Origin of the sequence: Leptospira borgpetersenii serovar Javanica (genome assembly GCF_003046425.1) — a bacterium.
GTDB lineage: Bacteria > Spirochaetota > Leptospiria > Leptospirales > Leptospiraceae > Leptospira > Leptospira borgpetersenii.
In genome coordinates this window covers 25,001-48,282 of the sequence record NZ_QAJG01000024.1, presented here as the reverse complement: position 1 = coordinate 48,282, position 23,282 = coordinate 25,001, and the positions used below count along the sequence as shown (strand labels likewise).

The following is a 23,282-nucleotide window of genomic DNA, read 5'->3' as shown; positions in this document are numbered from 1 at the left end:
CTGTAGATTGCGAAATTTCTTGTGTAACCTGAGAGAAGCTTTTTCCGCTAAAGCAACGACTAACGCAGGTTGTCCCGACCTACGTGCGGTTACGACTTTCCTCTTGAATGATTCGCTGTAACGTTTGTTCGTTGTCATGGCACCTTCCTCTTCCTGACAACTTTTTCTAGGATGCTACAGGTTACACTACCCACTAAAATGTTGAATGGTTATAACTGATTTCTTTTCGGGTTTTGGAACGGAGTTTTGGAAACGAACTCGTATCAAAAAAAATCAGAGATTTGAGACGGGCTTTGAATTTTTACATATGCTGAAACGAATTCAAAAATCATACTATATTTAAATAGAAACAGTCAAATCGTGTTGGTTTTCAAACCGGTAATTTGTCCTTGACTTAAAAGTTCGATGTTTTTATAAAACTTTTCTCTTTCTCCAGGAAAAGAGGACTTACCTACCAATTCCAGGCCCAAAATTAGGTTACCAACTTCGTCGTAAGAAATCCAACGAATCGCTCCGAAAACTTTAAAATATCCTTGCATACGAATGTAAATGTCGAAGACGAATCCTGTATGTTTGGGAAGAGTTTGGATTAAATGAGGATCCGTAATTTTAATGCAGATACCGTTATTGGAAATGTCTATGACCTGAAATTTTTCCGTGCTTAAAACAGTGTTGGACTCTTTAATGCGAGCGACCATTTCTTTGGAAAGTTCGGCTAATTTTTGGATCGTGTCTTTACCTAGAATTTTTTCCCTATTTCTGACCCAAATATAACCGAGAGGGATGGATTGTCTAGAGTGATTGATATAAATGACCGGATATATTATTTCCGAAATAATTTTCTCGTCCTTATATTTTTTCATCAGAGAAGCGATTTCCTCGTGAATATCGTCTTCCACACTGATTTGGTTTTCGTTCTTGGATGTATAGGATTCTTCCAGAGAAGTGTTTTCAATGTGAATATATTTTTTACTTCGTTTGACCAATTCGAATTTATCGCTCTGATCGGATTTAAAAACGTCTATTTCAATCAAACCGAGATTGTCCGGCTTTAATTTCACTTTGTAATCTTCAAAACTGACCTTAACCAAAGTAGGAATGTTAAACAAAGACGCGTCGATGACTGTTTTGGAAGAATTGATGTTCGTGACGTGTACCGCATCGTCGGGGACAGTATAACGTGGAAATGCGCGGTTGGATTTGGCGATCGAAATTTTGTTTACATTGAATTCCACAAGTTTTGAATTGAGCCTTCTCAAAAAGCTACATTCTAATTGAACGTACTTGGCGAGGATTCGATACAAAACGATTTCCTCGTTTTCCGAAAATTCCTTTTTATTCGATAACTCCACTACGATTTTTTCTCCGTCGTCCACGTATTTCTGAATGGTAGCCGTTTCCCCGTCGTTTCCTCTTATATTCAAACTCTGTTTTAATAAATGTTTTTCAATAATATGTTTTCTTTGTTCCGGAGAATTTATGACATCTAAATCCCGATTTTTCAGTTTTGTACCATTCATTGAACTCATCATCAAATCCTTACTCAAGACAAAGTATAGACGTCTTGTATAGAATGAATTGTAATTCGGTAAATATAAAATTTATTATATGAATTCTCAAATTATAGAATCGATAGTTTTACGGGAATAAAATCACTCCTCTTGAAAAAGAAAAGGGGAGAAAAAGAGTTCGGAATTGAATTCTCTTTTTATATCCGCGTTATTTGATTTTGTGTTTCCAAGATCCGATGCTCGTTATGTCGGAATATTTCGAGGCAATCCCTAAATCTTAGGGCACTATAAAGCACCGAAGGGCGGTAATCTATGGGAATTACTGTGTTGTTGGAAACTTGCTGAATGATTTTTCTTAAGATTTTATGATAGATTTTGAAATCACTAAAAAATGGCAGATTATGTGGTGCATATATAAGAGACATAGGACTATAAAAACTTTCATTCTAAAGAATTTTCGGGTAGGAGGCGAACTTTGTATTTTGAGGCCATCTTTTTCAAGGATTCATCGTTGATGAAATGGGTATTTTTTCCGTTATGATAGTTTTCCACGGTGACTACAAAAACCGTATATCCGAATTGGGATGCGATTTGAAAGTAGGGCTTCATTTCCCAAGAAAGAGTGAACGTATTATCCAAGAATATTTTCGAGGTTCCGTTTTCCGCTTCTTTACGAGCTCGTTCCTCACAGTATTTGTATGCGAGGTGGTTCTTCTTATGATCGAAGTTGTATTCTTTCGTTTTGGGATCTGTAAAATAGTCGTCCACGCTGAAAATGGGATATCTCCCATTTTCGGATAAGAGTTTGGCGAGTGTACTTTTACCGGCCCCCGGTAGACCTCTGAGCAAGATGAAGGATTTTTCCACGTTCTTTTACTTTACAAATACGTTGAATTTGATTAGCCTATAAGAAACATCCAGCAGGAAATTCTTTCGCATTTCGGAAGAGCACGAATACAATAGAATGAAATATTTAGAAACGGAACAAGTTATTCCATCCAAAGGAATGTCTTATACAATGTACGAAGTGGAAGGCGAAGATCAGATTCAAAAGATGATGACTTACATTCCCGACACGGACGAAATTCATATCTATCCAAAACCTCCGGTTAAAAAATTATATAAACCGGAACTTTGTAAAGTAATCGACGAAATCGTTTTTGCGGAACTTTGGAAGTTAGGGGAAGAAAGAAAAACGGCCCGGTAAAAAAGATAGTGAGTTCTGGCCTCGGAGAGAATCGAACTCCCGACACAAGGATTTTCAGTCCTCTGCTCTACCGACTGAGCTACAAGGCCGAACCCAGGAACAGCGTAGAAAAACAGCCTTCACTGTCAACGAAAAAGATCCGAAGCTACTCATTCTCCCCGGATCATTGTTAGGGAGAGATCCATGTCTTTTTCATCTAAGATTTGTAATCCGATTCTTCGTGAAAAAGAGAGAAAGAATATGGTCGATTTCCAAATCGTTTCTCGAGGAATTCGTAATAAAAAAGTTCTCTCTGCGATGCGTTCGATTCCAAGAGAATGTTTTGTACCTGATTCCCACGTTTCGCAAGCGTATGACGACAAACCTTTACCGATCGGATATCATCAAACGATTTCACAACCGTTCATGGTCGCATGGATGTCTCTGCTTCTTGAAGTTCGAAAGGGCGATCGAATTTTCGAAATCGGTACTGGCTCCGGTTATCAAAGCGCCGTTTTAATTTTTCTTGGAGCGAAGTTATTCTCCGTTGAGTTCTTTGAATCTCTTCATAAAATCGCGATTCAAAATTTAGAACTCTGGAATCCGGGTTGTACTCGAACAAACCGTTTTGTTAGCGGAAATGCAACTCAAGTTCTCAAACCTGAACTTCAATTTGATAAGATGATTTCCTGCGCCGCTCTTCCCGATCTTCCCGGCGTGGAAAGTTCCTACTTTCACTCCCTGGTCCCGGGAGGTTTTTTTATTTTTCCTATGGGAAAGAAAAAACAATTTTTAATAACCGCAAGAAGAAATTGGAACGATTGGTCTTTTGAATCTAAGTGTGAAGTGAAATTCGTTCCCTTACTTTAAACTTTTTTTCGGAATCCTACCTTCAAGTAACTTTTGATGCGAATGGTAAACTATCCGATGAGGCACGTCTTTTGTTATTCTAAAATCCGCTATTCTGTTTAGAACTTGCTCGAAATCCTGCCGCCGTAAGAAGCCGTGGCGGCTTGAGTTCTTCCGCGGCGATTCATAAAAAGCGAGATAATCGTAGCCAGTGGAGCACTACCGATAAACCGCATTCAGTAATTTTCGTTTGGCTTAAATTTCACGGCGGGTGCCTAAGCCTAAGTTTTGGCCGGAATTCTATTTCGGAAAATTTCTAATACTTTACAAAGATACGATCGTTTCTATTGTCTTTCTCTGAGGTCTGAAAAGGTAATGAACCGTTTCCAAAGGGAAATTGAGTAAGTCGTGATAATTTCAATTTCGGATCCCTCTTGTAGGATTTCGTCTCAAAAATTTTTTTGTTGCTTCAAAACCTAGTGCGAAGGGATGAAAGCTTCTTTTTGAGATGATCTTTCGTAGAATATTGGATTTTAGGACAGGCGATGGCATTCGGTAATGACAAAATATTCTCCATTTTTAATGCGCTCAAGAAAGGTTTTGTGGGCTTTTTCCTTTTCATAAAAGCGTATTGGAGATTCATATTCCGTTATGCGATCATTGTTATCATCGCGCTCGTTTCTTTTTTGATTGGCGGTTCTTACGTGGTTTGGTTAACTAAAAAGGACGAAATTGTTTCCAATCTGGATAAATTCAAAAACGAAGTCACAAATTATTACGAAGTTAGTCAGATTCGTCCTATCCGAATTTTGGATCGAAACGGAAAATTAATCGGGGAATTTTCGAGGAGAAAGTTTAAACCGATCCGCACTGACAATCTCGCAGAACACGGGAACATCATTTGGGCGCTTCTTTCTTCCGAAGATAGGGAATTTTACAATCATCACGGAATCAATTACGCCGCGCTTTTACGGGCAATCATTATCAATCTCACCACTTTTCAAAAACAGGGCGGGTCCACGATTACCCAGCAGCTCGCAAAACTGACTTTGGATCTGGGAGCCAGAAATATCTTTAATAAAATTACGGAATTCTATTGTACCTTTTATCTTGAGAGTAAGTTTGACAAGAATACGATTCTTTCCATGTATCTCAATCGGATTTTCTTAGGCGAGGGAAATACAGGAGTGGAGGAGGCTAGTCGTTACTATTTCAATAAGGCTGCCGCCGAACTCACTCCGGAAGAAGCGGCTATGCTCGTCGGGATCATTCCGGCGCCTTCCAACTACAATCCTGTTCGAAGTTTAAAGACCGCTCTCAAAAGACAAAAGTTGGTTCTTACTCCTATGTCCGAAAATCAACATCTGCATCCTGATCCTTCCGGTATTGAAAGGAACTTCTCTAAAAAGATCGATGCAAATCTAAAAAAATTCAAAACCTTCTACAATGTCGAACTCACAAAAGACGGAGAGAAGGAATTTTATTCTTCCGATATCGCTAGATACGGTTTTGATAAGGACTTTACAGTCAACCTTGCCCCCGATTTTAATTACGGAATCCGCCAGCGTATTTTGGATACATTTTCAGAGATCGATATCGAAACCAGAGGGATGAACGTTTATACAACTCTTGACTACGATAAACAAAACGTCGCCGAAAAGTCCTTAAGAGAAGGGATCGAATCCGTCCGTAAAAAACTGAACGATGTAAAGGCCGCCTACGTGAAAAAAGGTAATTCGGAAGAGGTAAGAGTTCAACAATCCATCATAGATAACATGAACGGATCTTTGATTTCAATCAATCCCGGAAACGGTTATGTCGAGGCGATGGTTGGTAGTTACAAAATCTCTAATATATTTAGACTTAATCGAGCGGTCTCCGCGCTCAGACAACCCGGTTCCACAATCAAGGCTTTAATTTACGCAATCGCGTTTGAAAATAGGATTATTACTCCTTCGTCCACTGTTGTGGATGAGGAAATTAACATCCGAGGTTATTCTCCGAGAAATTGGTACAAAGGTTATAAAGGGGAAATCACCGCCAGAATCGCGTTTGCACAATCGGTCAATACGATTGCGGTGAAATTGTTAAACGAATTTGGTGTGAACGACTTTTTGGAAAAAATTGCGACGATCTTGGATATAGACAAGGCGACTCTTGAAAAAAGATTCCAACCGAATCTTTCTTTGGCTCTCGGCTCGGGAGAATTGTCGCCGATGGAACTTGCTTTGATTTATGCAACGATTGCAAATGGAGGAAAAAAAGTTACCCCCGTTCAAATCCTAAGAATTACGGATTTTGAAGGAAGTGAAATGTTTTCCACACCTTTGAAAGATCCGAATGAAGCGATTCAGGTCTTAGATCCGGTTGCTTGTGCGGAAACGATCAATCTTTTAGAAGCGGTATTAAGCGAACAAGGAACGATGAAACTTAAATTGAAAGACGAAGACTTTTTTCCGATGGGCGGTAAAACGGGAACAGTTCAGTCTCCAAAAGAAGTCCGTAAAAAATGGGGATCCCGTAAGGGAGTAAGAGACGCCTGGTTTGCCGGTGTGAATCCCGATTTAGTTACAACAGTCTGGATCGGTAACGACGTGGGTGCTCCGTTTGAAGGTTCGGGTTCTGGAATCAGCGGAAACGTCTGGTTTCGTTATGTGAGCTATATCGCAAAAAACATTGGATTTTCAGAAACGCTCGTCAAGCCGTTTAACGGCGATTTTGTGAGAGTCGATGTATGTGGAGAGACCGGCTTGCTTCTGCATTCGTCCGTCCCTTGTCTGTATCCCTTGTATGGTCAGTACTATTATATCGGTGAACAACCTTCCGCTCCTGTTCCTGCAGCTTCGGAAAATTTCACACAAGAGTCGGAGACGGTTACTACCGAAAAAACGATTCTTCCTCAAGGGGAAGAGAGCGACGCGGATTCTGTCGAACTTGAACTTCCGGAAGTTACAGATAATCCTCCAAATTAGAATAACGTTTTCCCTTTTCGGATATTAGAAAAGTCTCATGCGGTGACCAAAGATAAATCCAAGGATTTTCTCTGAGAAGAATTTGCAAAGCTTTGGTCGTTTCCGAATTCAAGGAATCCAAATTTCGCGCTCTCGAGATTATAGCTTCGAGTTCCTGATTTTCGTAGTGCGCTCGGTTTCCTCCGTTGCCTTTGTCCTTTCCTGAAAACAGCGGATCGATAAAGTGCCAGGCTCCGGGTAAATCCGCGTACCAAAAAAGCAACGTTAGATCACCTTTACCTTCCGCGTTTTCCTTATAAAGGATCGCTTTTTCCATCGGGCGGATTTTTATTTTCAATCCGAGTTCTCTTAAAAATCCCGCCAACGCCAACCCATTCGCGTTATTTTCCTCGTCGCCGCGCATTCTAAAATCGATTTCTTTTTCGAGTATTTCCGGATAACAAATGGACTTTTTCAAGTATTCCTCGGCCTTCTCCCAAGAATGAGTTTGTATCGAAAGAATTTCTGGATTTTCCGAGATAATTTTCCGCATCTCCGTTTGTGATATGCTTCCGGGTGGAACCGGACCGAATGTGGGATCGGCATTCCCCTCCAACAATTTTCGGATCACTAGGTTCGGGTCAACGACCGTATTTAAGGCTTTTCTAAAGTTCTCGTCGAAACAAGGCTCCTTTGCCCGAATTGCGATATATTGAACTCCTTGTCCTTTCCGAAACCGGAGATTCTCCTTTTTGATATGAGGGTTTTTGAGTAGAAAATTCGGCAGACGCATCAGATCCATCTTTCCCTTGGAAAACAAAAAAATTCCGGTGGAAGCCGACGCTAAGATCCTTAGTCGAATTCTTTTAGGAAGGTTTTCGATTGTGTACGGATTTTTTTCAAGAAGGACGTAATTATTCTTTTTCCATTCTTTAAGAAGGTATTTACCCGCTTTTGGAATCGAATTTATATCGTTTTTTTCTAATGCTTCAAAAGAATCCGCTTTCAATTTTTTATCGTCCCCGTTTATGCAACAAACAATTCCGGCGGGAGGAAGGGAGAGAGCGTCTATTGCCTGTCTGAGTCCTCCGGAGATTTTCAGTTCAATTTCCTTTGGACCGAGAACGTTGATTTCTTTAATAAATTCGTATTGATTTTTTCTCGGACTGGGAGTGGTTATGAGTCTGAGTAGAGATTCTCGAACTTGTCCCGCTCTTAATTCTTCGCCGTTGGATAAAAGATGCGATCTGAGTTTAAGTTTGAGAGAACGGATTTCTCCTGTACCGAACAAGCGAAACGATTCGACGAGTTGATATGCGGGCTTACCTTCCGGAGTTTTTTGAAATAAAAATGGATATAAAAATTTTCCGACAGTACGGGAAGATAAATCAGTGGAAAATAACGGGTCCAAACTAATTGGGTCCGAAGGTATGGAAAGAATCAATTCTTCCGGGTCCTCTTCCCTGAAACCGCAATCGGAAAAAAGAAAGGACAAAACAAGGATTCCTGCAAAAAAGGTTAGAGAAGTATTCAAAAGACTAAACCTGTCCAATGAACATCTATAAACGGCTCCTAAAGTATTCCTTCAAGTACAAATACAGATTAACTTCAGGAATCGTACTCTCTTTTTTCGTTTCGGTTTTAAATGGGGCTTCTCTTACTTCCTTGATTCCGATTTTCGATTCTCTTGGCACCGGAGAAAAAACGAATTTCGAAATCTCTTTGACCAAAAAGGATAAAGCTCTGTTGCAGCGTTTGCAGGAAAAAGATTCTTTCTCCAGAACCGAATCGATCGAGCTTCGACTTGCGGAGTGGAAGATACGGCTCAATTCTTCCTTGAAGAATATGAGCCATGACCAACTCGTTTTACTTTTTTGTTTTGTCGTTTTTCCCGTCTATCTTTTAAAACTCACTTTTCTCGCGGCGGCGATTTACTGCATTAATTCGGCGGGTTATCTCGCGATTCGGGATCTAAGGGCGGAATTGTATGCTAAGGCTCAGACTCTTCCTCTCAATCACTTCGTACAAGAAAAAACGGGAATTTTAATGAGTAGAATCATTAACGATGTGGAAGTTCTCGGTAGATTGATTAGTTCGGATTTGAAGGATGCGATCATCGATTTCTTTTACATCGTCACACATCTACTTCTTCTCTTATATCTGAGTTGGAAGATGTTCCTAGCGGTTTTCATCGTGGTTCCAATTGTGATGGGTCCGGTCTCTGCGTTCGCCGACAAGATTCGTAGGGCGACCCGTAATCAACAGGAACGTCTTTCTTCGTTAAACGGACACTTACAGGAAGTGATTTCCGGAATTAGAGTGATCCGTGCCTTTTCCATGGAGAAGGCGGAAGCGAAACGTTTTTGGGAATTCAATCAGGACCTTTCCGATAAAACTTTCAAAGGTCATTTTTATCATCAAGTTGGGCCTTCTCTGACGGAATTATTTAGTTCGATCGTAGCCGTGGTCTTCCTGAGTTTCGGAGCGTATCTCATGGAAGATGGAACATTCTCTCGCGGAATGTTTATGGCGTTCTTTTTAACTCTGATTTTTTTGATGAGACCGTTCAAACAAATGAGTATGCTTTCCAATTCGATTCAAAGCGCGATTTCGGCGGGAAGTCGTGTGTTCGAATTATTGGATCAAGAGACGGACATTCAAAATCCAGTAAGTCCCAAGTTCCTAAAAAAAATGGAGAAGGGATTGTCGTTTAACAACGTAACCTTCACGTACCCGGGTGCCAAAACTCCTGCAATTCAGGAAATCAATCTGGAGATTCCGAAAGGGGAAACCGTCGCCTTGGTGGGCGCATCAGGAGCTGGAAAATCCACGTTAGTTGATCTTATTCCGAGATTGATTGATCCTCAGGAAGGACAAATTTTCATCGATGGCATCGATATCCGAGAATTGGACCTGAGTAATCTTCGCAAGAGGATCGGAATCGTGGCGCAACAGGTCTTTTTATTCAACGGAACGATTCGTGAAAATATCTGCTACGGAAATCAAAGTGTGACCGAAGAACAACTTCGTTCTGCTTGCGAACAGGCGTTTGCGATGGAATTCATCCTTTCCTTTGAAGAAGGTTTTGATACGATTGTGGGGGAACGTGGAGTAATGCTTTCGGGCGGTCAAAGACAAAGAATCGCGATCGCTCGTGCTTTACTTCTCAATCCGGAAATTCTGATTTTGGACGAGGCGACTTCGGCGCTTGACACGGAATCTGAAAGATTGGTTCAGCAAGCTCTGGAGTCTCTTTACAAAAATAGAACCGTAATCATTATCGCCCATAGACTTTCCACGGTACAAATTGCAAACACCATCTTTGCGATGGAAGATGGAAGGATAGTGGAATCCGGCACACATGCGGAACTGATCCGACTTGACGGTAAATATAAAAAGCTCTACGACATCCAGTTTGTCGAATTCTCGGAAAGTGTATAATGTAAAAAACATTCTTGCTCATGAAATCGTTTAATCCTCTTCCACTTTTGCACGTAGCCTTGTTTCCGATTCTTTATGTGCTTTCCTTTATTTATCGTATTCTCTTTTTATTCGATCAAAAGCTTACCGAAAAGAAAAAACTTTCCGGAGCTTTTGTAATCAGCGTCGGAAATATTTCCATGGGCGGAACCGGAAAGACCCCGTTTTCGATTTATCTCGCAAAACTGATCCATAAAAAATTTCCCGAAAAAAAAATCGTTCTTTTGTCCAGAGGTTACGGTGCGACGGGATCCAAACATGGACATAGAGTTTCACGACGATCCTCTCCAAGGGAAGCTGGAGACGAACCTCTTCTTTTAAAAAAACATCTTCCGTTTGCCGAGGTTTGGATCGGAAGAGATAGACATTCCACTTATCTCCGTTTTAAGGAAGAATTGAAAATGAAGGAAAATCCGATCGTAATTTTGGACGACGGATTTCAGCATCACGCTTTGAAAAGAGACGTGGATATCGTTTTATTGGATTCGAGTAGGATTTGCAAGGAACGTTTTTTGATCCCTGCAGGAAGTCTGAGAGAACCGATTTCTTCTCTGCTAAGGGCGGATTGGGTCGTATTCTCAAAATACGAACTTTCCGCGGAGAGGATCGTGCAGAATATTCAAAAGAAGTTCTCGAAAAGAATTCTTCGTTTTTCTTTGGAGCCGGATAAACTTTTATCCCCCGATTTGCAAATGGATTCTCCGAAAATATTCCACGATAAAAAAGTGTATGCGTTTACCGGAATCGGAAATCCGGAAATTTTCTTTTCGATGATTCGAAAATTTCAACCGGTCAAATTGGAAACCAGAACGTTTCGAGATCATCATTCTTATACGATTGAAGATGAAAACGTTCTGAATACGATTGCAAGTAGTTACGATTATCTCGTTTGCACCGAAAAGGATTTTATCAAAATTTCGAAATCCCCGAAAAATTTAAGAATTCTTCTCTTAGAAAGTAAACTCGATAAGGAAGAAAAGCTCGGTTCTTTTCTCAAGAAGAGGCTTATGTCGGAAACGTTTTGATTCTCTTAAGGATCAAATTTTACCTGTTCCGGATACGACCGAAAAATTTCTTAGAGTAACCGGAATTTGTATTTTAAGCAAGGCTAAAGTATTCTTGAAATTGCTTTTCAATCTTTTCAAATTCGAGCGCGGATGAAATGACGAGACTCATTAGGATCTATCTTCAGAATTTCCTAAAATAGTTTTATTACCCCGCTCTTATGTTCCGAAATTTAGTTAGGTGAAATCCGCCTTATCCAAAATGCGACGAGAAACGTCTTTCTCATTGTGAGAGTTCACATAAGTCTTATGAGTGTTATAGAAATATGATATGATTTCAAGATATAGATACTCATACAATTTTAACTTTTGATAACAATTGTTTCGAATAATTTGGTACGTTGCTTTTACGGATCATTCCGAGAATTTAGACGTGACGCCGCTTTTTATGGATCGCGGCCGGGCCGTCGGAAAAGATAATTTCGGATTCTTTTCGACTGAAATTTCATTCTTAGAAATTTAAATCGAATTGCAGAATTCAAACGATATGTTAATATTCCTCGATACTGTACCTCCGATAAACAAACTTATGAAAAAAATTATTTCATCTTCGATCTTCGTTTTTCTGATTTCATCTGTTTCACTTCGGAGCGAAGTTCTTCTTTTGAAATCCGGCAAGCAGGTGGTAGGAAACATCATCAACCAGGATAAGGAAACCGTCACTTTTAAACTCACGGATGGGACGACGAAGGTTTTTCAGAAATCGGTCATTCGAAAAATTTCTTTTACTAAAATTGCGGATCCTATCTTTAAAAAAGAAGAGATTTCAAAAAACAAAGAGGAAGCTCAAGGGAAAAAAGAAAAAGAAGCGGCGGAACTTGCTGAAAAACAGAAATCCAAGAAAAAAAGTTTCGAAGAAAGGAAACAGGAACTTATAAATTCAAAAAGACATCATCTCGAGGTTTCTTTCGGATTCGGAAATGGAGCCGAACAATCCGAGCTCCGACCTTTTTATCAAACCATTCAATATGCAGGTTTGGCTTTCAGTAGTTCGGGGCAGGTGGAAATTCTCACCAATCCATACAAAACACCAAACAATGGTTCTACGACTCGGATCCAGTATGCTTGGAATCGTTTTACGTTCGAGCTACGAGGGACGGAAGCGAAACATAATATCGACGTGAACGGATTTCAAACTCTTGCTTTCGGAACCGGAGGTTCAAATTCGTCTGGTGAAAGAGCGGTTAATGTAATCTTTGGAAACGCAAATACCAAATTTCAAAAAGTTTCTTCCCGCATCGGTTTTACTCCTTATCCACATCCCATCCTGGATCTGCAAATTTTGGGGGGTGTCGAGAGAATTTGGACAAGCACAAGTCAGGAAGCGGACAGTCTAGGGCCGTCTACGGCGAGTGGAATCAATCCGAGTCGTATTAGTTTTCGAGAATATTCGAGTCATCATAAAGGATACAGTTTCGGAATCGGATTCGAATGGAAATTCCTAAAACGATTTGTGTTTCAAGGACAAATCCTTCATCTCGATATGGCGAGCCCGTCTTCCTTTAAAAATTATGAATATAGAGTCGACGGTTCAAACGCCACTTTTCGTATCAACCAAGTCGGATTGGACTATTGGTGGAAGTCAACCGGAACCGAAATTAATCTCAAACTCTCCGCAAAGGTGAAAGGAAATTGGAGCGTATTTGTGGAAACGAGCAACATGACTTTAAAGAATACTCTTCAAACCGGTTATATATCCGACAATGATGCTAATCAGGAACAAATCGGACTGAAGATTTTCGGACCGAAAATTTTGATTCCGATGTTATACGAATCCAAGACGATTCTTACCTATATTCAACTCGGTGTTAACTACCGTTTCAATTTCTGAATTTTTTTGGTGTCTTTCCAATTCCACCATTTTAACTTTTCCGAATTTGGTTTTTTGGTATTCAAGGAATAATAAACACAACGGAAGACGTAAAGCATACAACGGTCCACATAGCCGCCGTGAAGTTCGCAACAACGAATGTACAATTTTTCCGGATCAGTTAACCGAATCTCGTCTAGACTTCTAAAACCTAGATTCCAATAATCCATCGAGATTGATTTTCCAACTCCGGGCAAGGTTTGAAATTCTTTTAGGATATCGGATTTTTCCGAATATTTTTCGATAGATTTAGAATATTCTTTTTTTTTCATGTACTGTTCGTAAGAATTTTACTGTAGTTACGTCTCAAAACGCGGGGTTCCCGCGTTAAGAGCAGGGATATTCCTGAACATATTTCTAAATAAGGTTGTGCGAGATAAAAAGATGTTCCCAAAAGTGCAACAGAAAATTCAAAGCAATTCTTTTCGTTTTGTCACTTACAATCCGCCTTGAGTTGAGTGGAAATTGTAAGTTCGACTTCCGGCCAAAGTTTAGAAACCCCGTCTTTCCCTTTATGCAAATCTTTGCATACTTCATTGAGTGCGTTAATCGCCGTTAGAGCTTTAAAGTTTCCGAGCTCCAAATTTAAACTCGCACTGAGCTGAGTCCCTTTTTGGAGAGTAAAATTTGCGTTCAAATTTTTGGTGACCCCGTTGAAAGTCAGGGAAATCATTCCTTTCCCGGAGGTTTTGTCGGAATTTAATTTTGCGGAAACGACCTTACCCTCGATTTTTCCATTCTTTTTCAAAGGATAAAAAAATGCGGACTTGATCTTTGCGTCTCGATCATTATTTCCGGAGTTGACCGTATTCGGATCGATCGTAAACTTCATTCCTTTGAGGGCTTTTTCGGGGGAATTTCCGGATTTGGTTCCGACCACTTGGATTTTATCAAAAGAACCGCCGACCCCGGTTTTTTCCGTAAACTTAAAAGCTTTCCAACCGAACTTCGTACTCGTATGATCGTACGAGTATATACAAGTTTGGTTTTTGCCGGTGTCCTGAGAAAATCCGGCGACAAAAGGAAGTAGGATCAAACAATAGAATAGAATGATTTGTTTCATAGTCTTTCGACTAATTTGAAATCAAAGAGAAAGTCAAGATTTTTAAAGGAAAATTTGAATTTGAAAGAATCGGAAATTATCCGTGTCCTTTATCCACCCGGAGCTGCTCAAACTGACGACTGTTATCTGGACGAAGAAGGTCGGATCTTTACAACCGATACGATTTGCGAAGGAACTCATTTTAGAACCGAGTGGAGCGGCCCGAAAGAAATTGCCAGGAAACTTGTGGAAGTGAATGTTTCCGATATCGCTGCAGGCGGCGGAGTCCCGACTAAGGCTTTCCTAAATTTAGGTCTTAGTTCCCAATACTCCAAGGAAGAATGGATTCGTCCTTTCTCTTCCTCATTACAAAACGCTTTATCTTTTTACAATATCGAGCTCTGTGGTGGAGATACGTATCTCTCTCCTTCTCTCAATCTGACTTTGACCTTAATCGGTGTTACAGCCCGACCTTGGAAACGTTCGGGTGGTAAAAACGGAGATTTTCTTTATCTCACAGGTTCGGTAGGTCTTTCTCTGCTTGGCTACAAACTTTTGAACAAGAGTTTGGACGTGCCGGAACCGCTCCGGAACCTTGCCTTGGAAAAACATCTTACTCCCAAAGCGAGACTGAACGTCTCCAAAGAACTTTCGAAACGTTTTCCGGTTTCCTGTTGCATGGATCTTACCGACGGACTTTTACAAGATCTTCCCAAGTTAGCTTACTCTTCGAAACTCGGATTGAAAATCGATTTGGAAAAAATTCCTTCCGATTCTTCCGCTTATTTAAGTTTGGGCGAGATTCTTAGTTCCGGGGAAGAATTAGAACTTATCTTTTTAAGTTCGGAAGAGCTACCGGATACATTAGATAAAATTAATATTACAAAAATCGGGCAAACAACAGAGGATTGGAAAGGAGTTAAATTCTTTCAAAAAAATTCGGAGAAAGTTTTTGAATTTTCCGGATTTCAACATTTTTGAGCTTCAAAAAAAAGAAAACCGGCATCGATAAAGGAAAATTTCCGCATGTTCCTTACAATCTAATGAAGTCCGTACTGATGTACTTGAACTGACCGTTCTTATTAAAATTCATGGCGGCCTGTTATGTAGGGATCAGTAATATAGAGAATTTGTCCTAAAATCTAAGAGTTATAAAACTCCTACTGGATTTAACGATGAAAAGGTGATTTAATAATATATGAACTACCCGAAGAGACGCAATCTTCCTCGCACTACTGCATTTGTTGTTAACGACTGATTTTCCCTAAGTTAAGGTTTTAGGACAAACACAAATAAACGGAAGTTTGAAACAAACGTAAGACTCATTCCAATTAGAAGTGTTGTCATAAGATTCATTTATGTAGAGATTCGATTGACTTTCTCATGTATCATCTTTACGGCTTGATATTCGATCCGAACAAGCCGTAAAGATTACAGTGCTGCCTTAGCCGCGGTAAGTGCCGCTTCGTAATTCGGCTCCGACCCGATTTCGGAAACAAGTTCTACGTAACGAACTATATCCGATTTATCCACGACAAAAACCGCTCTTGCCGAGAGTCCTTTGAGCGGACCGTCTGCGATATGAGTTCCGTACGCTTTTGAAAACGAGAAATCTCTAAATTGAGACCCTGTTATGAGGTTCGGAGAATTGATTCCTTCCGTGGAACAAAAACGTTTCATCGCAAAGGGTAAGTCGCCCGAGATAATCAAAGTTGTAATGTCGGAAAGTCCTGCTGCTTTTTCGTTGAATACTCTGGTTTCCAGAGCACAGACCGAAGTGTCCAAACTTGGAACGGCTACGAGAATTTTCACTTTACCCGAGTAATCTTTAAGACTGAATTCCGAGAGATCTTGTTTGATCACTTTGAAGTCAGGAGCCTTGTCCCCCGGAACAGGAATTTTTCCTTCTAACAATACCGGATTGCCTTTAAGTGTAACTTGTGTCATTTAAGTTTTCCTAAGTAATATTATGTTTAAAGAATATACGAAGAATCGTTTTACGACTCGGGATTTTAAGTCTGAATTTAAAGCCGATTTTTTACAAAATGATCTTTCGATGCAAGAAAAAACTGGGGCTGGGCAGACTCTGATATTGATTTTACGAAACATTAAATTCGGCGCTTAAAAATTTTTGACCGAGATTCAAAATTGTATATAGGATTGACTATGTTGGTTACCTGAAAATTCGCTTATGAAATAAAAAACATGAATTCGATATAAGGTTGGTTCTGTCCCAAAACTGGGACAGAACCTTGCAGCTTGATCTTTCTGACAAAGTAGAAAACTAAAGCACGTTCGCTCCCTAACATAACGTTACCCACAAATTAAGAAGGCTTTTGGGATCATAAGGATCAAAAACTGATATTTTTCAAGTGTTCCGACAAGAATGAGGCTTTTTACTTGCAAGAAGTATGATTTTGTGGTAAAGAAAACCTCCCGAGTCTTCCCACCGCCTCTCCCCTCCACCCAAAATCAGGGTGGGGCGTAAGTTTCACAGAGGATTTGTAGTAATTCCGACAGATTTATCTTCAGATCCAAGTATTTGTGGGTAAGGTTATGGCTCCCTAAGGGTCGCTCGGGTAACTAAAGCGTCTCGCTTCTATTGGCGCTCGACGGGATTTAGGGACGCGCTGTAAGAAAATTTGGTCGAATCGCTCGCAAACTTGATAATTGAAACGTTTTCGTAAAAAGCGCTTCGGCTGAATTTTTCAAACTAAAGTGTTGTTCTCTACGGATCGCAGCATAATTAGCCGCTTTCGCATTTGTTCACCAATCTCACGTTAAAAAGGCCGAAGTTAAAGTTCAAAGGTTGTCGACCTAGATTTATCGAATTGCAAGTTGCATCGAGGTGAAATTGTTTCTATGTTTTAGAGTTCTTTCTGGCAATAAAATGATTCAGTAGATCGGCGATTTCCTCTTTACGAAACGGTTTGCTGATATATTCATTAATGCCGGACGCCAGACAGTCCTCCTTGTCCTCTGGGCTCGCGTTAGCGGTCATAGCAATGATATAAGGACGAATGGACTGATTGGTATGTTGTGTAAGAATTTTAGCAGTTTCGATTCCGCTTAATTCCGGCATTTGAATATCCAGAAAAAAACATCCGCTCCCTTTGTTTCTATGTGATGTAGTGCTTCGATCCCGTTGGAGACGATCACCGGTTTGTATCCTAACTTTTCTAAAACTTTTTTGATCAGCATTTGATTGATTTCGTTATCCTCGGCTACAAGGATTCTTAGGTCTTGAACAGAGGCGCCGTTTGTATCGGGGTTCGGTTTTTTGGGTTCGAAGTTTACTTCCGACCTTTCAGCGAGAGGAATCCTGCCCGAAATTTCAAAAACGCTTCCTCGATTTATGACGCTTTGTGCGGTCAGTTTTAAATTCATCATTTCTGCAAGACCTTTGCTGATCGCAAGGCCGAGTCCGGTTCCTCCGTATTTTCTCGAAACGGAAGTATCCATCTGACTATAGGCTTGGAATAACTCTTTTAGTTTTTGTTCCGGTATCCCGATTCCGGTGTCCTTTACCCGAATCCGTATATCGCATTGTTTCGAATCGGATTTGATGTCGAATTCAAACTCGATCGATACACTTCCTTTTTCGGTGAATTTGAATGCGTTTGAGATGAGGTTGACTAGAATCTGTTTCAACCGATTCGGATCCGTAGAAACGATCAAAGAAGAAAGTGTATCTCCGACCATTTTGAATTCCAAATTTTTACGTTTTGCATCCGTCTCAAAAAGATAGAACACGTCCTTTAGTAAATCCATAAGATCAAAGGCTATTATTTCGATTTTCATATGAGACGATTCTAATTTAGAAAAATCTAAAATATCATTTAAAAGGCTAAGTAAAAGGTTGCCGTTTCTTCGGATTATGTCGACGTATTCTTTTTGTTCCGGTTGAAGTTTCGTTTCCGATAACAGACTCGTGATTCCTAAGATTCCGTGAACCGGAGTGCGGATTTCATGGCTCATATTCGCGAAAAATTGACTTTTGGATTTTTGGAGTTCTTCCTTTTTTTCGTGGACCGAAACTAATTCCCGGTTTTTTTTAATCAACTCGAAGTTTGCGATGATCTGATTAGATAACACTTTTAGAGTCATTTTCTGTCTGGAATCCAATCTTTTCGGTTCAGTGTCGAATACACAAAGAGTTCCGACATTGAATCCTTCGGGTGTTTTTAGGGGTGTACCTGCATAAAAACGAATATAAGGCGGTCCTAAAACGAAGGGGTTATTTTGAAATTTTTCGTCGTTTAAAGCGTTTTCGATTTCGAAAATTTCGTCTTGAATAATTGTGTATTGGCAGAACGAAATGTCTCGTGGAATTCCGGAAACGTTCATTCCGATTTTCGATTTAAACCAAAGTCGATTCGTATCGATCAAGGAAATAAGTACGATCGGAGAATCACAGATATAGGCCGCTATCTGTGTAAGAGAATCGAATTTTTCTTCTGGAGTCGTGTTTATGATTTGATAAGAATGTAGGGCATCGAGTCTTTCCTTTTCGTTAAACGGAATTGGAATTGAATGATTCTTAGATGTTTCCATGGATTCAAATCGAGAATATTCTTTCTAAAAAAATAAATTAAGCAAGAGGAATTTGAATCGAAAAATTAAATTCGAATGATTTGAAAGTGTTTGGGAGAACTGGAACCATCTCGGTATAAACAATTCTGCAATTGTCTCATTTCTTTATAAATTCTTTCTCTAATTCTTGAAGCAAAGGCCCATTCTCCGAAGTGATAGGGGTATTTAAGTTTAGAATGATTTGTAAAAGTTATTTTAGTTCCTCGACTCGAAGTTTGAAATGTATAAATGTCTCTTTGGTCTATGAACGAATTATAAATTTCCATAATCATTCGGGAATTTGGAATCCATTCCTTTGCGAAATAATTTGCTTTGAGCCTGAAAGGTCCGAAAGAATAGAGTAGTTCATAAACGGGAAAATGACTTCCATTCCTGGAAGGAATTGGCGAGATGTTGGAAATTCTATCTCCCCAATAAACTAAGTTTCTAAAATCTGCCACAAATCGAAAAGCATCGTCTAAAGAATATGAAACTAAAAAAGTTACAGTAGTTGTTATCATGATTGTGACCGCTATATTTATCTCGATAAAGTATTTGTACAGTGACCAGAAGCGAGAGGAGCGCTTGATTTATGAATCTGAGAAAAGTGAAAACTATCAGACCGTCTCTGAGAACCATCGAAGGAGGAGGTTTTCCGGTACGGAGACCCTTTCCTGTTCAAGATTTAATTCAGCTAGATCCATTTCTGTTATTAGACGAAATGGGACCTGTGGAATATAAACCCGGAAAAGCGATCGGCGCTCCGGAACATCCGCACAGAGGATTTGAAACGGTCACTTATTTATTGACCGGAGAGATGGAACATAGGGACTCATGGGGGAACTACGGAAAATTAAAATCCGGAGATGTTCAGTGGATGACGGCAGGTTCCGGTCTGATTCACTCTGAGTTACCTTCAAACGATTTTCAGAAAAACGGCGGTTGGATGCACGGTTTTCAATTGTGGGTCAATTTACCTTCTTCTCAAAAAATGAGTCATCCTAGATATCAAGATACTCCTTCCGAAAAAATTCCCGAAGTTGAAACGTCCGACGGAAAAACGAAAATTAAAGTTATCGCGGGAGAAGTGTTTGGAACAAAAGCCATAATCGAAACGAAAATTCCGATTTTATACTATCATTTTCGTTTAATTCCGGGCGCGGATATTACGGTTCCTGTTCCTGAGTCGTATAACGTGTTTGCCTTCCCTTTTTCCCAAGATGGCATTTTACATACTGAGGAAGGAAACATCTCCTTAAGAGAAGGGGAGATGGTTTGGTTTGAAAGAAGCAAAGGAGATGTTCGTTTTTCTTTACAGGAAAATTCCCTTAACGATTGGCAATTTCTTTTGATCGGAGGAGAACCGGTGGGTGAACCGGTTGCAAGATATGGTCCTTTCGTGATGAACACTCAGGAAGAAATTTCCCAAGCCTTTTATGATTTTCATTCCGGAAAGATGGGTACAATTAATTCGTAAAACATTTTATTCTAATGCGAAGCTTTATGTTTCTTTACAAAACATAAAGTCTCAAAATTTTGAATGAACATTTCTTTCCAAATTCCGTTTGGTTTGGCGGCTTCCGTTCTTATTGTGGGGTTGGTCTTATGTTTTTTCCTTTATTTCAATTTAGAGCCCGTCTCAAAACCTTAGGAATGTAGGAGCTATTACAATCTTAAACGACAGGAAAAACCTTCAATACAACGGTTTCTGTGGGAACTTTCACGTTTTTTAAAAACTTGCCGGATCGTTTAGAGATATTTTTCTTCAGGTTTTGGGACAAACTCTTAGTTTGAATATAAATTTGCTAAATCAATATCGATTTTTTCTGATTTTAAGTGAATTCCAGTTCTGTTACTGCTCAAAAGAAATCCTTAACAATTAATTCTAATTTACAAACTTTCGGTTCCGTTTATTTCGACACTAGATCTTCTATGATTGTGAGAGAATCTTTATTTTCTTTGGATTCTTTAGGAGGAAGTTTAAAAGATCGGGACGATGGAACTTGGAAATTTTAGGTTGTACGGATCATTTAGGGAAACCCGCAAACAATCGAGAGTTGTTTTTTGGAAAGAGTTTCTAAAATCAAGGGGTATCCTTGTTCGAAATGGAGTTTATCTTCTAATCCTGAAGGATCAAGAAGAGCGGTTTTTAGTAAATTTTGATAGTTCCCCCTTGCAAAAGTTTTGGAAAAAGATATGATTATCACTAGCCTAAAAATCTGGAGGTGAGCTATGGATCGTTTGAACCGTTGGCTACAAGAACATCGGGATTGGTTGGTCGATTTTCTTCGAATCTATCTCGGAGGAGTTTTAATTTATAAAGGTCTGGAGTTCTTATACGACACGGACGCGTTGATTCGTTTGATGGAGATGAACAACGCCCCTATGGCATCTACGTTACTTGCTCATTATATAGTGATTGCACATATCTGTGGAGGAATTTTGCTTTTGTCGGGATTATTAACTCGTTTTGCGGCGCTTCTTCAAGTTCCCGTACTGGTGGGAGCGGTTATATTTATCCACGGTAAGGAAGGGTTTATGGCTCCTGGATCGAATCTTCCATATGCCGCTATGATTCTCCTTTTGCTTTTCCATTTTTCTTTATATGGGTCGGGAAGGATTTCAGCAGATTATTATATAGAAACACATAAGAGTGTATAATGTTTATCAACTTGATAAAAACGTTTTAGAATTTGAAAATTTTCTTTCGTCAAAGTTTCACTCTATTGAGTATCGCTTTTAAAACCTAAAAAAATGGAGGAACCCTATATTTTTAAACGATGGAAAAAAACATACAGAAACGGTGTAACTGTTAGTACGATGTAATGTGTAGGGATTTTACATTTTTTGAAATTGTCAGATTATTTGGAAATATTTTTTGAGATTTTAAGACTATATATTAACTTTGAAAAAATTATGCGCTTTGTTTGATGATTTTTGGGTTTGAGGCGTGAGCAAAAACGTATTCGCTTAACAATTTCTTCTGTGGAACCGATTTCTCTATAATATCTAAGAATGTCCAAACGATCATAGGTTATTTTCTGACTCATCGAGTTTATGAGAATTGGTTTTTTAGATAGTTGAATCTTTAGGTGAATTCAAAAAAGAAAAACTATTTTTTATTTTTCGTTGTCATTTCGTTATAAATGAAAACCGCGTAAATAAATGGTATTAGTTTTTCATTATAAAAACCTTTCGTAAAATAGGAAAAAAGGCCGCTTATTTTTTAAACAAGTAGAATTCCATCAAAGGTTATATAACAAAGTGGCGAAAGTCTGCATCTATCGGGGATTATCTTAAAATTCTCCTGTTGTATAGGAATTAGTGAGAGAAATTTTAATAACCGAGTTTTATCAATTCTAAGCTATTTTTCAAAACCTTGTTATGTAAGATTTATTGAATGGATCTCGTTTGTTTTGTAGGGATTTTCAATTAACAAAACGTGAGTTCGGCGTAACAAATGCGAAAGCGTTTATTATGCTGCGATCCATAGATTAGCATGGTTCTTGAACATAAGGCAATTTATAAGTATGGTATTCTTGAATCGACGAGTCACTCGAGGAAACGAAAGCTCTCGCTCCCGACAGGTCGCTCGATGGATTGATCGCTCTCTGAACTCGAAGCATAACACTCTCATCTCCCACAATTATTTGGATCTCAATATAAATCTGTCGGAATTATGACAAATCCACTGTAAAGTTTACACCTGCAAATGATTTATAGAGAGCGTTGCATGAGTTTTCCCTAATTTTGGGAGGAGGAAAGAAAGGTTTGGGGGACTTTCCATTATCAGAAAATCGTATTTTTTGCAAGTAAAAAATCTCATTCTTGTAGGAACACTTGAAAAAATGTGCCTTTTTGATCCTTACTATTCCAAAATCTTTCTCAACTTTATGGGCCGCTTCTGCAGGCAATAGCCCGATTCTTAGATGAATTAAATTGGCCACCACAAGCTCATGTGTGACGGCTTAACAAAGTCGACCGCAAAGAGAACTAAAGTATTTTCGGATTACGTCTCTTAGGTAGTTATAGACTTCCAAACAGCCCTTTTTGTTATTCAATTCTTGTGGGAATTTCCATACTAAGATTTTGAAACGGATCTTAAAAGTTCTTCGGCACAAGAAACATAATGAAGGAGCGAGATGCTTGCGTTTCTCCATGCGATCTATTTCACTGAAATCTATCGGGCAAATATTGTGGTCTTCTCGAAAAACTTTACGATTCCCCGTTGGTTTTATTTGAACGTTGGTTCCTTGGAAAAAAGTAGGAACTCCTAAAAGGAGGAGGATTCAGAAAATCGTCATGCAGATTTTAAACGTAGGAATTTTTGCTCACATAGACGCTGGGAAGACGACTCTTTTGGAGAGAATTCTCTTTGAGTCTGGAAAAATTCGCAAACCTGGTACCATCGAAGAGGGGACCACCGAATCCGACTATCTCCAGGAAGAGATTGAACGGGGGATCTCCATTCAATCCGCTTTGGCGCGCGTATTTTGGCCGAATGCGAAAAAGCCCAAGGTCTTATTTCAATTTTTGGACAACCCGGGGCATTTGGACTTTCAAAGTCAGACGAGCGCCTCTCTCATAGTCGCGGACCTTGGAATCGTTCTTATCGACGCCTTCGAAGGACTCAAATCTCAAACACTTCAAAACGTGGAATGGCTTCGGAAACGAAAAATTCCGATTTTATTTTTCTTAAACAAACTGGATCGAAAAGGGATCGATATCACAGATTCCCTTGTGGACTTAGAGGCGGT

Annotated in this window: 18 protein-coding genes, 1 tRNA gene and 1 pseudogene (1 of these 20 cut by a window edge); 11 read left to right on the top strand and 9 right to left on the bottom strand. The window is 39.5% G+C overall.

Going from position 1 to position 23,282, the window contains the following annotated elements; genetic code table 11:
- Positions 1 to 353: 353 nt before the first annotated feature.
- Together CLV95_RS15515 and CLV95_RS15510 are read right to left on the bottom strand one after the other, a co-directional pair.
- The gene (locus CLV95_RS15515) at positions 354 to 1,529 is read right to left on the bottom strand and encodes a DUF1577 domain-containing protein (RefSeq protein WP_002735227.1); all 1,176 of its coding nucleotides are present in this window, start codon (positions 1,527 to 1,529) and stop codon (positions 354 to 356) included.
- A 423-nt stretch (positions 1,530 to 1,952) separates the two neighbouring features.
- Positions 1,953 to 2,360 carry an AAA family ATPase gene (locus CLV95_RS15510; RefSeq protein WP_002722991.1) on the bottom strand — a complete coding sequence of 136 codons (408 nt, stop codon included), beginning with the start codon at positions 2,358 to 2,360 and terminating at the stop codon, positions 1,953 to 1,955.
- Between the two features lie 115 nt (positions 2,361 to 2,475).
- Here CLV95_RS15510 and CLV95_RS15505 point away from each other — a divergent pair, with 115 nt between their 5' ends.
- Positions 2,476 to 2,718 (top strand): hypothetical protein, encoded by a 243-nt coding sequence (locus CLV95_RS15505; RefSeq protein ID WP_002722966.1) that lies wholly within the window; start codon positions 2,476 to 2,478, stop codon positions 2,716 to 2,718.
- 16 nt (positions 2,719 to 2,734) lie between these two features.
- Here CLV95_RS15505 and CLV95_RS15500 read toward each other — a convergent pair.
- Positions 2,735 to 2,807: transfer RNA gene (locus tag CLV95_RS15500), tRNA-Phe, on the bottom strand.
- Positions 2,808 to 2,901: 94 nt separating this feature from the next.
- On the opposite strand from CLV95_RS15500, the gene CLV95_RS15495 reads away from it, so the two are divergent.
- The gene (locus tag CLV95_RS15495) at positions 2,902 to 3,567 is read left to right on the top strand and encodes a protein-L-isoaspartate O-methyltransferase family protein (protein WP_002722930.1); all 666 of its coding nucleotides are present in this window, start codon (positions 2,902 to 2,904) and stop codon (positions 3,565 to 3,567) included.
- A 524-nt stretch (positions 3,568 to 4,091) separates the two neighbouring features.
- Positions 4,092 to 6,518 (top strand): transglycosylase domain-containing protein, encoded by a 2,427-nt coding sequence (locus CLV95_RS15490; RefSeq protein ID WP_002722977.1) that lies wholly within the window; start codon positions 4,092 to 4,094, stop codon positions 6,516 to 6,518.
- Here CLV95_RS15490 and CLV95_RS15485 read toward each other — a convergent pair.
- Entirely contained in the window at positions 6,496 to 8,049 is a 1,554-nt protein-coding gene (locus CLV95_RS15485; protein ID WP_016748951.1) for an ABC transporter substrate-binding protein, read from the bottom strand. The two genes, CLV95_RS15490 and CLV95_RS15485, sit on opposite strands and share 23 nt — an antisense overlap.
- Between CLV95_RS15485 and CLV95_RS15480 the strand changes: the two genes are divergently transcribed.
- From CLV95_RS15480 to CLV95_RS15470, 3 genes are all read left to right on the top strand, one after another.
- The gene (locus CLV95_RS15480) at positions 8,049 to 9,938 is read left to right on the top strand and encodes an ABC transporter ATP-binding protein (protein ID WP_002735243.1); all 1,890 of its coding nucleotides are present in this window, start codon (positions 8,049 to 8,051) and stop codon (positions 9,936 to 9,938) included. The two genes, CLV95_RS15485 and CLV95_RS15480, sit on opposite strands and share 1 nt — an antisense overlap.
- A 20-nt stretch (positions 9,939 to 9,958) precedes the next feature.
- Positions 9,959 to 11,002, top strand: coding sequence for a tetraacyldisaccharide 4'-kinase (gene lpxK, locus CLV95_RS15475; RefSeq protein WP_002735286.1), 1,044 nt, complete (start codon positions 9,959 to 9,961; stop codon positions 11,000 to 11,002).
- A 568-nt stretch (positions 11,003 to 11,570) separates the two neighbouring features.
- Positions 11,571 to 12,872: an LA_0442/LA_0875 N-terminal domain-containing protein gene (locus tag CLV95_RS15470; RefSeq protein WP_002735221.1), complete on the top strand. Its 1,302-nt coding sequence runs from the start codon at positions 11,571 to 11,573 to the stop codon at positions 12,870 to 12,872.
- On the opposite strand, the gene CLV95_RS15465 is transcribed toward CLV95_RS15470, so the two are convergent.
- Together CLV95_RS15465 and CLV95_RS15460 are read right to left on the bottom strand one after the other, a co-directional pair.
- Complete coding sequence (locus CLV95_RS15465) at positions 12,854 to 13,183, bottom strand: helix-hairpin-helix domain-containing protein (protein WP_002722913.1); 330 nt, start codon at positions 13,181 to 13,183, stop codon at positions 12,854 to 12,856. The genes CLV95_RS15470 and CLV95_RS15465 overlap by 19 nt on opposite strands.
- Positions 13,184 to 13,344: 161 nt before the next feature.
- Positions 13,345 to 13,974 carry a YceI family protein gene (locus CLV95_RS15460; RefSeq protein WP_002735257.1) on the bottom strand — a complete coding sequence of 210 codons (630 nt, stop codon included), beginning with the start codon at positions 13,972 to 13,974 and terminating at the stop codon, positions 13,345 to 13,347.
- A 15-nt stretch (positions 13,975 to 13,989) separates the two neighbouring features.
- Between CLV95_RS15460 and thiL the strand changes: the two genes are divergently transcribed.
- Positions 13,990 to 14,934: a thiamine-phosphate kinase gene (gene thiL, locus CLV95_RS15455; protein WP_170317468.1), complete on the top strand. Its 945-nt coding sequence runs from the start codon at positions 13,990 to 13,992 to the stop codon at positions 14,932 to 14,934.
- A 450-nt stretch (positions 14,935 to 15,384) separates the two neighbouring features.
- On the opposite strand, the gene tpx is transcribed toward thiL, so the two are convergent.
- The 3 genes and pseudogenes from tpx to CLV95_RS15440 form a co-directional block, all read right to left on the bottom strand.
- Positions 15,385 to 15,900, bottom strand: a complete 516-nt coding sequence (gene tpx / locus CLV95_RS15450; protein ID WP_002722926.1) for a thiol peroxidase — start codon at positions 15,898 to 15,900, stop codon at positions 15,385 to 15,387.
- A gap of 913 nt (positions 15,901 to 16,813) precedes the next feature.
- Positions 16,814 to 18,507: pseudogene (locus CLV95_RS15445) on the bottom strand (GAF domain-containing hybrid sensor histidine kinase/response regulator).
- Between the two features lie 65 nt (positions 18,508 to 18,572).
- Positions 18,573 to 19,046: an LIC13081 family protein gene (locus CLV95_RS15440; RefSeq protein ID WP_002722948.1), complete on the bottom strand. Its 474-nt coding sequence runs from the start codon at positions 19,044 to 19,046 to the stop codon at positions 18,573 to 18,575.
- Between the two features lie 71 nt (positions 19,047 to 19,117).
- Between CLV95_RS15440 and CLV95_RS15435 the strand changes: the two genes are divergently transcribed.
- From CLV95_RS15435 to CLV95_RS15420, 4 genes are all read left to right on the top strand, one after another.
- On the top strand, positions 19,118 to 20,002 hold the full coding sequence (locus CLV95_RS15435; protein WP_002735269.1) for a pirin family protein: 885 nt from the start codon (positions 19,118 to 19,120) through the stop codon (positions 20,000 to 20,002).
- Positions 20,003 to 20,361: 359 nt separating this feature from the next.
- On the top strand, positions 20,362 to 20,541 hold the full coding sequence (locus tag CLV95_RS15430) for a hypothetical protein (RefSeq protein WP_002735275.1): 180 nt from the start codon (positions 20,362 to 20,364) through the stop codon (positions 20,539 to 20,541).
- Between the two features lie 225 nt (positions 20,542 to 20,766).
- Complete coding sequence (locus CLV95_RS15425; RefSeq protein WP_026054079.1) at positions 20,767 to 21,186, top strand: DoxX family protein; 420 nt, start codon at positions 20,767 to 20,769, stop codon at positions 21,184 to 21,186.
- Positions 21,187 to 22,827: 1,641 nt separating this feature from the next.
- Positions 22,828 to 23,282, top strand: the start of a protein-coding gene (locus tag CLV95_RS15420) for an elongation factor G-like protein (protein WP_002735290.1). Its footprint extends 1,429 nt past the window's final position; the window shows 455 of its 1,884 coding nt (coding positions 1–455); the start codon lies at positions 22,828 to 22,830; its stop codon lies beyond the right edge, outside the window.